Annotated in this window: 11 protein-coding genes; 7 read left to right on the top strand and 4 right to left on the bottom strand. The window is 32.1% G+C overall.

Going from position 1 to position 14,401, the window contains the following annotated elements; translation table 11 throughout:
• Nucleotides 1-174: 174 nt before the first annotated feature.
• Complete coding sequence (locus ACZ5N4_RS15085) at nt 175-1,344, bottom strand: glycosyl hydrolase family 18 protein (RefSeq protein ID WP_464203332.1); 1,170 nt, start codon at nt 1,342-1,344, stop codon at nt 175-177.
• Nucleotides 1,345-1,740: 396 nt separating this feature from the next.
• Here ACZ5N4_RS15085 and ACZ5N4_RS15080 point away from each other — a divergent pair, with 396 nt between their 5' ends.
• Nucleotides 1,741-4,734, top strand: coding sequence for a helicase C-terminal domain-containing protein (locus ACZ5N4_RS15080; RefSeq protein ID WP_464203331.1), 2,994 nt, complete (start codon nt 1,741-1,743; stop codon nt 4,732-4,734).
• Between the two features lie 116 nt (nt 4,735-4,850).
• On the opposite strand, the gene ACZ5N4_RS15075 is transcribed toward ACZ5N4_RS15080, so the two are convergent.
• Nucleotides 4,851-6,164: a pyridoxal phosphate-dependent aminotransferase gene (locus ACZ5N4_RS15075; RefSeq protein ID WP_464203330.1), complete on the bottom strand. Its 1,314-nt coding sequence runs from the start codon at nt 6,162-6,164 to the stop codon at nt 4,851-4,853.
• Between the two features lie 1,264 nt (nt 6,165-7,428).
• On the opposite strand from ACZ5N4_RS15075, the gene ACZ5N4_RS15070 reads away from it, so the two are divergent.
• The 3 genes from ACZ5N4_RS15070 (at nt 7,429) to ACZ5N4_RS15060 (ending at nt 9,822) form a co-directional block, all read left to right on the top strand.
• Nucleotides 7,429-8,823: an amino acid permease gene (locus ACZ5N4_RS15070; protein WP_464203329.1), complete on the top strand. Its 1,395-nt coding sequence runs from the start codon at nt 7,429-7,431 to the stop codon at nt 8,821-8,823.
• A 187-nt stretch (nt 8,824-9,010) separates the two neighbouring features.
• Entirely contained in the window at nt 9,011-9,112 is a 102-nt protein-coding gene (locus tag ACZ5N4_RS15065; RefSeq protein ID WP_464210959.1) for a hypothetical protein, read from the top strand.
• 2 nt (nt 9,113-9,114) lie between these two features.
• Complete coding sequence (locus ACZ5N4_RS15060) at nt 9,115-9,822, top strand: DUF1287 domain-containing protein (RefSeq protein ID WP_464203328.1); 708 nt, start codon at nt 9,115-9,117, stop codon at nt 9,820-9,822.
• A gap of 108 nt (nt 9,823-9,930) precedes the next feature.
• Here ACZ5N4_RS15060 and ACZ5N4_RS15055 read toward each other — a convergent pair whose 3' ends face one another.
• Entirely contained in the window at nt 9,931-10,500 is a 570-nt protein-coding gene (locus tag ACZ5N4_RS15055) for a CD3073 family putative ECF transporter S component (protein WP_464203327.1), read from the bottom strand.
• A 194-nt stretch (nt 10,501-10,694) separates the two neighbouring features.
• Here ACZ5N4_RS15055 and ACZ5N4_RS15050 point away from each other — a divergent pair, with 194 nt between their 5' ends.
• From ACZ5N4_RS15050 to abc-f, 3 genes are all read left to right on the top strand, one after another.
• Nucleotides 10,695-11,264 carry a CD3072 family TudS-related putative desulfidase gene (locus tag ACZ5N4_RS15050; RefSeq protein WP_464203326.1) on the top strand — a complete coding sequence of 190 codons (570 nt, stop codon included), beginning with the start codon at nt 10,695-10,697 and terminating at the stop codon, nt 11,262-11,264.
• Between the two features lie 182 nt (nt 11,265-11,446).
• Nucleotides 11,447-11,728: a CD3324 family protein gene (locus tag ACZ5N4_RS15045; RefSeq protein WP_464203325.1), complete on the top strand. Its 282-nt coding sequence runs from the start codon at nt 11,447-11,449 to the stop codon at nt 11,726-11,728.
• Between the two features lie 117 nt (nt 11,729-11,845).
• Entirely contained in the window at nt 11,846-13,486 is a 1,641-nt protein-coding gene (gene abc-f, locus ACZ5N4_RS15040) for a ribosomal protection-like ABC-F family protein (protein ID WP_464203323.1), read from the top strand.
• A gap of 83 nt (nt 13,487-13,569) precedes the next feature.
• Here the strand turns inward: abc-f and ACZ5N4_RS15035 are convergent, their stop codons facing one another.
• Nucleotides 13,570-14,388: a MerR family transcriptional regulator gene (locus ACZ5N4_RS15035; protein ID WP_464203322.1), complete on the bottom strand. Its 819-nt coding sequence runs from the start codon at nt 14,386-14,388 to the stop codon at nt 13,570-13,572.
• Nucleotides 14,389-14,401 lie beyond the last annotated feature (13 nt).

The raw sequence follows: 14,401 nt of genomic DNA, 5'->3' as shown, positions 1-14,401 counted from the left end.
TCGTAACTTTCTATCATATCAAGTGTTTAATTTAGTTTAATGTGGGTATAATCTAATATGTGAGTATATTTTGATTCCCCCAAAATATAAGGACCGGTAGTTTATCTATCGGTCTTTTTATTGCAAAACCCCTGGTTAGACCAGGGGTTAAGTAAAGCTTTTAGCTATGGAAAATTATCGTTTCACTACATCAAAGTTACTCTCGATAAGCAGCCAGTTTTGTGGGAATGGAATCCCTAATTTCCAATAACTTACACCTCTGAGGCCTAATTCCTTTACTAGATTAAATTTTGCTTGAATTGATCGGGCATCTTCAAACCATACTGTATGACGTTTTCCAGCTTCATCTGTATAGTCAAAATGAGGAGCTTGTGCTGTAGTATCATAGCTTATTGGTACATTATGGTTTGCTGCTAATAAAATGGCCTCTTGAGGGCTCACTGCCCTTGCAATACTTCCAGGTACAAAAGGAAGCGTCCAATCATATCCGTACAAGTTTTGTCCCATCATAATTTTAGAAGAAGGCATTTCTGTTAAAGCATATTCAATAACTTGCCTAACTTGAGGCAGTGGAGACACAGGCATTGCTGGGCCGCCGCTGTAGCCCCATTCATAGGTCATTAGTACAACAAAATCTGCAATTTGACCATGGGCTCTATAGTCATGGGCTTCATACCATTCACCTGCCTGGGTGGCACTTGTTTTTGGTGCTAAGGCTGTAGACATTAAGAAACCCTCTGCACTTAATCTTGCTTTAGCCTTTCTCAGGAAGGCGTTATAGTTTTCTCTTAGTTCACGAGGCAAATGCTCCATATCAAAATGTATATCTCTAAAGTTAAGTCGTTTAGCTGTGGCGATGATATTGTCAAGTAGAGTATTTTGTAATTGCTCATTTGTTAGAATAAGTCTTCCAAGTTCTGTACTGAATTGTCCTTGTTCAAGATTGGTAACTGCCATTAATAGAACTGCACCGCTATTATCCGCGATTTGTCTAAAATTGTTTAGCGGAGGCTCTTTTAAGGTTCCATCTCTCTGAATCTGGAAGCTAAAAGGTGCTAGGTAGGTCAAGTGTGGCGCTGCACTTCGGGCGGATTGTTCCAATTCAGGCGAAACTTTTCCAGCTATTGGTTCGACGTATGCATTTATTTCTGCGCTTCTTCTCGGTTGCGGAGGAATATACAACCTAAGTCCAACGGGGAGTTGCATATTTGGTGAAATTCCATTGACCCTCGCAAGTGTTAGATAGTTTATTCCGAAGTTCCTCGCAATACTGTATAAGCTGTCTCCTGGTTGAACCCAATAGAAGCTTCCCACAATAGGAATTACCAGTGCCTGACCAACCACTAGCTGATTAGGATTTGGAAGTTCATTTGCCCCTACAATTGCGCCAATCGTCGAATTATATATTTGTGCAATGTCAAATATAGACTGTCCTGCTTGAACAACATGAATTTGCATAATTTCTCCTTTTACTTATGAATTCATCCATTATTATTGTATGAATTAGAAGGAGAAGAGTGCCACTTTTCTAATAGCTATTATATCAAATTTTTGATCTTTTATTAATTTGAATTCCAGTATAAAGAATTACTAAAAGAGATAAAGTAAAAAGCTCTAATCTCACTAAAGTTGAGTCTACAGTTTTTAATTAAGATGAAGAATCATATATGTTATAATACTCTTAGACTTTACGCAAATGCTACAAGCATAAAACAGTTAACTACTTACTAAGGAGAATATATGGAACCTTACAGTATATTAAATAACGTAATATTTTTAGATATAGAGACCACTGGTACTGATAAGAAGGTTATAAAGATCTGCGCTGTTAAAATAAAAGATAATGTTGTTACAAAGTTTAGCACTTTAGTTAATCCAAATAGATTAGTAGCGCTAAGTATTTCTGATCTTTTGAGAGGAGTTACTCAAAAAGAACTAGACAGTGCTCCGCAGTTAAAAGATGGGATTAAGAAACTATTACTGTTTATTGAAGACCTTCCATTAGTATGTCATAATAAAGCCTTTGAAGGAAGTTTTCTTAACATAGATAATGAGTTTTTAGATTTAATAGAACTTCTTGCCATCCTTTTTCCAGAGCTTACAGAGTTTAATTTTCAATATTTATTAAAGAAGTTTATTCATAATTACAAAGAGGGAAATTGTAGAGATCTTAGTTATGCAGAAGATATAATAATGATGCTTAATTATGCAATAAGCAGCTTTTACTATGGAAATGGGTACTCGCTGCCTATGAGCATTACGGAACTAGAAGCATGGAACTGGTATAAGCATCTTACAAAGATAAATATGAAGGATGTAAAATGCTTCATAGAAAATAAACCTATTGAACTCCAAAAGAAAGTTACTGAGCCATATCCTGTTTTTGCACTGAAAGATTATGAAAAACTTTTTGAGCATAAAGAACTCTGGAGAAGAAATGGAAGGAGTTATACCTTAAGGCCGCAGCAGAGGGATGCATCACAATTTATACGAGAAGGACTGGAAAAAGGCAGGATTACAATAATGGAGGCACCAACAGGACTAGGAAAAAGCATGGCTTATTTGCTTCCTGCTTCCATATATACATATATTAAAGAAGAAAAAGTTATTATATCTACTAATACAAAGGGACTACAAAATCAGCTAGTAGAAAAGGACATCCCTAATCTTTTTGAAGCATTAAATATAAAAAGAGATGTAAGCTATACTTTAATAAAAGGGAAAAGTAATTATCTCTGTTTTGACAGGTTTGGCGAGATAGAATATCCCAATGATATGAAAACTCTTATTGGTTATGTTTATTTAAAAAGACTCATACTAGAAAAGGGCATTGGAGATCTAGAAGAAATAAGCCCTATTATAAGAGAAAAGTTTAATTTAGATTTCTTGATAAATCAGTGTAATTGTGACTCAGAGCTTTGCGATGTGGGAGCCTGTAAATATAAAGATAGATGCTATTATGCATCAAAGGTTGAGGCATTAAAGGAGTCTCAGCTTATTGTTGTAAATCATTCCTTATTATTAAAGTGGCCCTATAAAAGTATTGTTCCTCTTGAAAATATTGTGGTGGACGAAGCTCACAATCTCACTCAGGAAGCCTATGATGCTTTTGAAAGCACTCTAGTTTCTCATGAATTTGAAAGATATATAAAAGAGATATATAGCAGCGCAGAAAAAAGCGGGTATCTATATTATTTATCAAGAAGAACTAAAAAGGATACTTTGCCTTTAAGCGAGATAGAATCAGGGATAGAGCAGTGTATAAATCAAATTGCAAATATTAAAGCTGCCTTTGAAAACTATGTATCTACCAGTGGCATAAGCAAGGATTATAATATCAAGGAGCATTTAAATAAAAGCAACCCTAAGATAGCAGGCGTAATAAAATATTTAGAATATCTTAAAGAGAATTTAGGTAGCTTAAATATAAATGTAGAAAAGGCCATTTCTGTTTTAAAGGATATATCTACTCTTGAAAAAGATAAACGGCTTAAAATATTAGTAGAAAAAGTGGAAGTCATAAATAGCTATAGTAGATTATTAGAGGATGTAATAATTCAAAGTGAAGAAGGCTACTGCTTTTACTTTGAAGTAGATAAGTTCTTTAAGTGGTGGAAGATATCCAGCATACCTTTAGATGTATCCGGTGCTTTTTATGAAAAAGTTCTAAGCGGAGCTAAGAGCTGCCTTTTTGTATCTGCAACTTTAAGTACAGATAATGGCTACAATAGTTTAAAAAACACCTTGGGAATAAATATTGCAAAGTCTCAAAATAAAGAAATAGTAGAGGTTCCTCCTATAAAGCCTGTCTTTGACTATAAAGGTAAGAGTGCAATCTATGCTATTGAGAATATCGATCCTAATAATACAGATACTTTTTCAGAAGAAATGAAAAAGTTTGTTATAGAGCTTTTATCTAATGTTGAAGGTAATATTATTATTCTCTTTACAAGCAGAAAAAGGCTTGAGGCCTTTAAAGAAGAGGCTTCAGAAAATTTTAAGGCTTTAGGGGTAAGCGTTGTAGAGGGTAAAAAAGATATAGAAAAGTTGAGATCCAGGGAGGAAAGATATATTTTACTAGGATCAAAGGGATATTTTGAAGGAATAGATATTCCAGGGGACACCATGACCACAGTAATTTTAGATAAAGTTCCTAATATCAACAGTAAGGAGCCTTTTTATAAGTCTTTAATAGAAAATCAAGTTGAAAGAGGGAAAAACTATTGGCAGGCTTATGCAAAGGTGAATTTTCCAATTGTATCTATAGATTTGAAGCAGATTTACGGAAGAATTATAAGAACCGAATACGATTATGGCACCTTATTTATTATGAGTAAATTTGATAGTAACAACTCCACAGTAAAAAAACTTGAAAATCAGCTTCATGGAGTTCCTGTTATAAGAAAAGATGGAGATGAACTCTTTAGAGATTTAAAGATGAGGGTGGCAAGGTGGAAACAGATAAACCTCTATAAGATAATGAAGGAAGTTAAGCATATTTTAAAGAAAGCTATTTCAGAGAAAAAGATGCTTCAGAAGACTACGACACTCAAGGGAATTGAGGAGTTTATAAATGAATTTATGTCCTTAGAGTATAGCAAAAGAAATTTGAAGTACGATGTAAATATTTATTTAGTTAATGGAGTAAACATTTATATTAATGGTGAAGCATTAAAGTTAAATGCAGCAAATAGAAGTAAAATAACTCAGTATTTTAAAGATATTATAATGTAATTCTTTTTATTGTGCAACTATAAAAGGTTTGATACTATTAGTAACAGAATTTACTAGGTAAAGTTAACCCCTATGTCCTAAAACATAGGGGTTTGTAAGTAATCTTACTGCAAATTTTAGCGTTGAGCCTCATACTGTCTTAAAAGCTTAATGAATAACTCAGGGACCTTTTCCATGTTTTCTGGAGATTCTATGAAAGCAATACGGAATTGAGTGCTTCCTGGATTAGGTTCACCTGATTTAATATCATAGAAGCCTTTCAAAGGTGCTACTAGAAGAGTTGTATCTACTCCATTGTAATTCACTGAGCCTTTCTGTGCACAGTACAAAACAAAGTCGATTGAATCAAATCCTGGTTTTACAACATTTCTAACGTCAATTACTGAGTATATAGATGCATCAGGGCTGGAAACGATAAGACCAGGTTCTAGTGCCTTCATACCGTCATATAATTTAAACATGATTCCTTTGTAATAGTCACGAAGGCCTTTGCACCATCCAGCAATGCTTTCCTTGCTTTCATGAGCTAGTGCTCCGAATATATACTGACCGATTACATTAGCACAGAGATTTGCAGTATATTCAGCTACTGATTGAGTATGGTATTCTGCATTATCAGTGATGATAGCTCCGATTCTTAAACCGCAGGCATTCCATACCTTTGATGCAGTCTCGATGCTTATTCTTCTGCCTTCTATGCCAGGTACATCTGCATCAGAGAGTCCCCAGATGCTTACTAGATCAGTGTTTTCATCATAATATAATTCACGATAAGCTTCGTCGCTAACCATCCACATATTATATTTTACGCATAGTTTAGCAAGCTCTTTAAGAGCTGGATAATCATAGAGCTGACCTGTAGGATTGTCGTAAGGTATTACAAGAAGCGCTCCAGGATTATGCTCTTTAATAGTTTCTTCAATTTTCTCTAGTTCTGGAAGGCTGAACTTTCCATCCTCGCCTAAGTTACGTTTTACTGTAACAGTTTTACGTCCAATTCTTTCGGCAAAAGAAATATAATTTGTGTAGGCTGGGTCAATCATCATAAGAGGCCTGTCCTCAGTACCTGCATCTCCGCAAACGCCAAGTAATAACAGTTCCATACCACTGGATCCACCATCAGTTACTTGAACATGCAATTTGCTAGTATTAAAACCTTCGCATTTAAGAATGTTTTTAAAAGCATCCTGAGTTTCAGCTACACCAGCAGTACCTGAATATCTTATAACACCCTTTGCGAATGGGCTTTCAGGTGCATTCAATGCAAACATTCTTTTTTGCATAGCAGGATTTGTTGGAAGTGAAACGTTTCCAATTGCTACATTAATTAATGCAGGCTTCTCTTTACGTTCCGCAAATCTCATCTGACCAAGTCTTACGTCTGATGGCATTCTTTTTTTGAAATGATTTGATAGTACTGATTTATTCATTTATAAAATACCTCCTCAAAAATGTAATTTGTAATAAGTGTATAGCATTTATCGCATAAATTCATCCTCAGTAGACATTCCAGAATAATTGATTTTTATGTCTGTGTTATCTAAAGATACATCTTCTAGATTGATGAATAATTATTTACACTGATTATAGTATAAGTGTTTAAGTTTTAAAACTATTTTAATAAAATTTCATAAAATTTAATGTTATTTCAAATTTTTTATTAAACTAATTAATATCAATCAAGCTTTAGAGAATATGAAAAACAATAATTTTATGTAAAAATTATTTAATACATTAATTACTATTAGATGGTTTATACTATAATCTAGTTGACGAAATACATACATTTATCTCTATTGATTGAAGTTATAAGAGAAGATCAAAACGGAATAATGAATGCTATGGATGTTATAAATAAATTTAATGCAGTTTAAAGAAGCAAGTACAAGAATTAAAAAATTCTTCTATCTGCTTTTTTCACATCTTTTTTATTATAAATGAAGCTTAATTTTGCACATTTTAATTCAAATTTTGTGAAAGAACTTGATGATAAATTCAGTGGTTTTAGTGTGAAAAATGAAATTAAATTTTGACATACTGTCAAAATTTATAATGACAACGACAGGATTCGTGACGATATAAAGTTTTTATTACTTAATATATTAAAATATAGAATTATATAGAAAACTTTTTCTTAATTATATTATCGTCTAAAAAATGCCTCAAAACCTGTTTGTATAAATAGAGATATTTATAGAAATAAACTATTTATTTTTATAAATGAATTTTTATATTCAATAAGCAGACATACAAAATCTGTGGTTTTGATATGATCGGTTAAGTAGCGAGCTCAAATCTGTGATTTGGAGTGAGTCACTTACTCAGCGAGTACTCATTCGACAATAGGAGAAGGAGTTTCGTGGTTTTATAAAAATTGATTTTGGCCTTATCATTCGTATGATTATTGACAATATTAAAACAATTATATAAAATAAAGAAAGAATATTTATGAAATTGAATAATTATAAAATCAAAAAAATAAAAAACAGATAATTAATTTAAAACTGAATATTGTGGAAAAATAAGATTGTTTTCTTTGGCATAAATTTTAATTTGTTCATAAAGGGTACTTCACAATATATATTCAATAATGAGTGTTGGAAATCCTTTTTGATATAGCTTGAAAAGCCTCGAATCCTGACGGGTTTAGGGTTACAAAAGCATTTAATTTTTTTATAAGAAAGGGGTAGTAAAATGAGTAACGAAGTTCAAACTCAAGCAGGCGAAAGCCTAGAACGTGGTCTTGAAGAAAGACACATTAAAATGATGGCAATCGGTGGAGCTATCGGAGTTGGTTTGTTCCTGGGATCAGCAACAGCTATTCAGGCCGCAGGTCCAGCTATATTGCTTACCTATGCCGTTGCAGGAATAATTATATTTTTTATCATGCGTGCCCTTGGGGAAATGGCCGTTGAACATCCAGTTGCAGGTTCTTTTAGTGCATATGCGAACGATTACGTAAGTCCTCTTGCAGGATATCTAACAGGTTGGACATACTGGATAATGTGGGTTGTAACTTGCATGGCAGAAGTTACAGCAGTAGGTATTTACATAAACTTCTGGTTTCCAAACGTACCACAGTGGGTGTCAGCACTTATTGCCGTTTGTATACTTACTGTTGTAAACTTAACCGCAGCAAAAGCATTCGGAGAAATCGAATTCTGGTTTGCACTTATAAAAGTTGTTACAATAATTGCTATGATTGCAATCGGTTTAGCTATGATAATGTTTGGTTTGGGAAATAAAGGAGTACCAATTGGTATTTCAAACCTGACTGCTCACGGCGGTTTCTTCCCTAAAGGAATCATGGGACCTATATCAACATTGACTATGGTTTCCTTTGCTTTCGTAGGAGTTGAGCTTATCGGTGTTACAGCTGGGGAAGCAAAAAATCCTGAAAAAGTAATACCAAAAGCTATAAACAGCGTTTTTGTGCGAATAATGATATTCTATATTGGTGCATTGTTTGTTATAATGTCACTTTATGCTTGGGACAGCATAGGAACAACAGGAAGTCCTTTTGTTCTTACATTCTCTAAACTTGGCATAGCTGCAGCAGCTGGTATCATAAACTTCGTTGTACTTACAGCAGCAGCATCATCATGTAACTCAGGTATATTCACAACTGGACGTATGATGTATAACCTTTCACTGCAAGGACAGGCGCCTAAGTTCTTCTCAAAGCTTAGCAAAACTAACGTTCCTAAGAATGGAATACTTGCTTCAGTAGGATTTATGTTAATCGGAGTTATATTAAACTATGTTGCTCCTGGTAAAGCATTTACTTATGTTACAAGCGTAGGAACATTTGCAGGAATATTTGCTTGGTTCATGATTGTTTACACTCAGATTAAATTCAGAAAGAGTCTTACACCTGAACAGGTTAAGAAATTGAGGTTCAAAACAGTACTTTATCCAGCTTCAGGCATCATCACTATGATATTCCTAGTTGGTGTATTTGTTTCCATGTGCATGGGTGCAGATACAAGAATTCCAGCTATAGTTGGAATTGTATGGCTAGTGGTTTTAATTGCTGCTTGGTATGGAACTGGATTAAATAAAAAGAAAGCTACTAAACTGCTTAGTTAAGCTGTTTGGTTACTATGCAACTGTATTGAATAAAAATACTACTAATAATTAGTAGTTAAAATATAAGGGGTAAACTGTACCCTGTAGGATAGACACAGAAAAGAGGCTGTGCTACCCTATAGGGTACTTTTTATATTTATAATTCCGTAACTACAAGTAACAGGATAAGTATGAAACTTCTGTTAATATAGCAAAAGAATTAGGTACTTTTAAAGGAATATTTGTTGTAAATGGAGAAGATTATGAGGATGCACTTGCAGCAGCTTCAATTAAAGGGACAAGGGGGTAAAAATGAGAAAAAAGTTTTTTGTGATATTTTTAGTTTTGATATGTTTAATTACTATAGGTTTTAAACTTTTTACACAGAAAAATATAGAAAAGGTGCAAACTAAAAATACAACTAGTGAAAAGAAGAGTGAAACAATTGATGAAAAGTTAAAGAAAAGAATAGTATTAATAAATTCAGACAAAGACAAAGATGGCATAAAAGATCAGAAAGATATAGTTCTTGGAGCAAGAAAAGAAGCAGATAAGAAAGTAAAATATAAAGGAGACTATTATGTAGGTGGATATCCTCCGGAGAATGAGGGAGTATGTACTGACTTAGTATGGAGAGCATTTAAAGATGCAGGATATAATCTAAAAAATATGGTAGATGAGGATGTAAGAAATCATACTAGTGATTATAAGAGAGTTGAGGGAAAACCAGATACTAATATAGATTTTAGAAGAGTGCCTAATCTTTACGTCTATTTTAAAAAATATGCAACTAGTCTGACTACTGAGTTAAAACCTAACGATATAGAGAATTTAAAAGAATGGCAGCCAGGGGATATCATAACCTTTGATCACACTGAACACATAGCTATAGTTTCTGATAAAAGGAGAGCAGATGGGGTTCCGTATATAATACATAATGCACCGCCTTATGCTAGAGAAGGTGACGAAATTATGTATTGGATGCCAAAAATAACAGGTCATTTTAGATTTCCGAAATAAAGTCTCAAAATTTAATGGTTAGCAAGGCGTACCTAAGGTACGCCAAGGGCCTTCAGGAATTTTAATGAGCGCAGCAAATTTAATCTACCTAAAGGTATAGGAGTAGAATTAAGCAGGCAAATTATTATCTATTTTTGGCCTATATTCAGCAGGAAGTTTTTTTATCAAAGCCCAAACCAAAACTGATGATATAACCTTGTCTATAATATTTCCTGTAATTCTTGGAATAAAAGCTGAAGTGAAAATATCTGCACCAGATTTTCTAAGCCATAATACTAAAAAGTCATTTCCAGAACCTGTAACCCCACCATATAGCCAAACAGCAATAGGAGAACCTATTAGTGGGCAGACAATTGAAAGAATAAGTCCTGTTACCACAGCTGTGATTATGCCGTAGCCATACTTTTTAGCTATGTAGCCTACTAATAATCCAACAACTACATTTACTAAGAAAAACGGAATATCCTTAGGGCTAAAAATCATTCCTGTAATAATGTTAGACACTGCACCAACAGCGGCACCATACCAAGGACCAAAATACACTGCAGCAAAGATTGTTCCTATTGTGTCAAGAAAAATTAGAGGGATTTTTAGTTGTCCAACTAATGTTCCTAATACAATATTTATTGCAGCTGCAAATGCACAAAGTATAAGAGCAAAGTTTTTTTTATTTTTCATGTTTTTACCTCCGTTTTACATTGGTGTATAATTATTGCATTTAGTAAAGTATAATATAATAATTTTGAAAATTAAAATAGATATTATTTATAATACTGGATTAGTCTATTTAGAAAAATAATAGAAAAGTTTTCAATTTTTAAAACTAAACTATCCTAGATGTTGTATGATATTTGGTAAAGGGGATGAAGCTTATGAAAAGAACAAAAAATATTGTAATTTTAAGTCACTGTATATTAAATGTTAACTCAAAAGTAGAAGGATTATGTGAATTTGGCAATATATCCAATAGATTAATAAAATATTTAATGGACAATGATTATGGAATAATTCAACTTCCGTGTCCCGAACTTACCATGTACGGCATAAAAAGATGGGGACATGTTAAAGAACAATTTGATAATCCATATTATAGAAAACATTGCAGAAAGTTATTTGAGCCAATACTAGAACAAATAGAAGATTATATTAGTAATGGATACAAAATAGAGACATTAATAGCTGTAAAAGGCAGCCCCAGTTGCGGACATAATTTAACATGCTCTTCACCTGTATGGGGAGGAGAATTTATGGGTAAGGAAGATATTGAAAAAAAGATAAATGATTTAAAAACTATAAATAAACCAGGTGTCTTTATGGAAGAAATAGAACAGATGCTGATTGAGAAAAATATAAAAATAAATATTATAGATATGGATGAAGAAAATGAAGATATAACCATGAAGAATATAGCAGAGTTGTTAGGTAAGATAGAGATAAAATAACATTTCTCTCTTTCAAAAATTGGTTTATTTGTGATATAATACACATAAATCGTTGAAAGGTAGGTTAAGAGTTATGGGAGTAGGAACATTTCGTGCATAGCAAAGGCTATTGCACTATATAATTAAATATTGTATATAGCCTTTGCAAGTCCTAAACAATTTATTATTTAGGAGGTATGCAAATGGGCTATGTTAAAGCTGACGAAGTATTGCCAATAGAAATATTAAAGCAAATCCAGAACTATGTTCAAGGTGAAATAATATATATTCCTAAGGAAACATATAATAAAAAATCTTGGGGAGAAAATACAAATACAAAAGAAACATTGAACAAACGAAACGAACAAATTTATGAAGATTATAAAAAGGGATTTTCTGTTCTTGAGCTTTCTGAAAAATATTTCTTAGTTGAAGAAAGTATAAGGCGAATACTTAGAAAAAAGAATAAAGAAGATTCTTATTAGTAAAAAGTGTGTTGTGCGTACAACACACTTTTTTTATAAACATTTATGTTGTAGTAACAAGTAAAACAACTTGTTAAAATTAGATACAGATATTCACATGATGGGAGGTGTAATAAGATGGTGATTCTTGAAATGGAAAACATACAGAAAAGCTTTGGAGAAAATATATTGTTTCATTTCTCTAAACTAGTAATCAATAAAAACGACCGTATTGGTCTTATAGGACTAAATGGAAGTGGAAAAACTACTCTGCTAAAAATAATTTCAGGTGATACTGATATAGATACTGGCATAGTAAAAAAATATGGAGAAATTTCTTATTTCAAACAATTTGATACCTTTAATAACACAGCAGAAAGAAAATTATTAAAAGAATTTGAGGTTCAAAAAAAAGAAGATAATAACTTTGTAAGTGGTGGCGAGAAAACTCGTTTACGACTGGCAGAAGCACTTAGCAAATCGGTACATTTGATTTTATTGGATGAACCTACCTCTAATCTTGATTTAAATGGAATTGAATTATTAAAAAATAAGTTATCTAATATAGATTCTTTTGTGTTGATTACCCATGATACGGAATTACTCAATCAAGTGTGCAATCGGATCATAGAAATTAGAAATAATACATTATACGATTACCAAGGGAATTTTGATGATTATAAAACACAAAAAGAATTAGAACTTGAAACTCAAAAAAGTGAATATTTAAATTATACAATGGAGAAAAAAAGGTTAGAAGAAGCTTATGTAAACAAGAAAGAAAAAGCAGCAAAAATAACGAAAAAGCCCAAAAAGATTAGCAATTCAGAATATAAAACAAGAAATTATGTAGCCACAAGTAGGTCAAATGGTGGCAGGCAAAAAAGTATGCAGAAATCAGCTAAAGCTATTCAATCAAGATTAGAACATTTAGAAGTAAAAGAGAAACCTATTGAGCAAGCACAAATAAAATTAAATTTTAGCTTAACTAATCCACCTAAAAATAGAATTATCATAAGATCAGATAACTTATCATTTTCATATTCTAATAAGACAATTTTTAAAGATACTTCATTTATGATAAAAAATGGAGGAAAAATAGCTGTAATTGGGAAAAATGGAAGTGGAAAAACTACTTTATTAAAACTTATTGAAAAGAGATTACCTTCTATTCAAATTGTACCCAAAGCCAAGATTGGATTTGTTTATCAAGAATTTGAAAATTTAAGTGAAAAAAAGACTATTTTAGATACTGTTTTGGAAAGTAGTATTCAAACAGAAAGTGTTGTTAGAAATACTTTGGCAAACTTGCTATTTAACGATTATGATATAAATAAACCTGTTTCTGTTTTGAGTGGTGGAGAAAAAATCAGATTATCTCTGGCAAAACTATTAGTTTCAGAGATTAATGTCCTTATTCTTGATGAACCTACTAACTATTTAGATGTTCCATCAGTAGAAGTATTAGAACGTGTATTGAAATGCTATGAGGGAACAGTAATTTTTGTATCCCATGACAAAAGATTTATAAATACATTGGCTACTAATATTCTCGAACTATCCGAACAGAAAATAAAATATTTTGATGGTAACTTAAAGGATTACAATAGCTATAAGTTAAATAGAAAAAATGTTGTTCCAGCAGAAAAAACATTACTTGAGCTAAAAAGAATACAAATAATAGAAAAAATATTATCAGCAGCACCTGATGAAAAAGAAAAATTAGACAAAGAATACTTCGAAATAATTAAACAACTAAATATGCTTCAAAACAAATAAGGAAGTGAGAGTTAATCTTCCATCACTTCCTTTGCTTTTAAGATTCCACTCTATTAGTTCACCGCTCTTATATCGTGGATTTTTTATATACGATTCATTATTTGAAGTTCCATGAAATAACCATACTTAGAGGACGCAGATAAATCAACCATTTTTGATACTAAAAAAGCTGAATCATCTATTTTTATATTCTTGATATTTGCATATCTAGTTAAATTCCTTAGTGCTACCATAGTATTCTCTTCTGAATAAAGAAAGCGCTCAGTAATATAACGGCCCTCACGGAGGGTTTTTGAGCTTAATCCAGGTATCTTTTTATCAGAAAATACACCAAACCCCTTTACATGCAGCTCTTGGGTTTTCTCATATTCTGATAAAGAAAATAGTAGGCACATCGTATTATTTTCCTTATTGTCTATGTTAATTATATTGCTAATGTTTCTAGTTACATATTTATCAATATCATAAATAGAAGTATCTAACTCAATATAATAAAAACTGCGACTCATAAGATATTGTTCATATACTTCAATTTTCTCAGGGTATTTATTTTTATATTTAATATCAGCAATTAAAGTATCTGTAAGCTGTCTTGAATATTTAAGGGCAGCTATTTTTTGATCTAATTGATCTTTATGTGATTCTAAAAGAGCTAGTAATTTCCCATTCTCTTTATCTTCATCCAATAATTTTTTTACATCTTCTAATGGAATGCATAAGGTTTTATTTAAATAGCGAATAACATCAATGATAAAAAATTGATCGTAACTAAAATAACGATATTTTGTATCAGGAGATATATAACATGGTTTTAGTAAATCTAACTGATCATAATGACGCAATGCCTTAGCCGATATCTTTAAAAAACGAGCTACTTCACCTATTGTATATAAATTTGTCATTTTTTTCACTCTC

This window comes from Clostridium nitrophenolicum, assembly GCF_055391695.1.
Note: the sequence above shows the minus strand (reverse complement) of the source record. Positions and strands in the feature narration are given on the sequence as shown.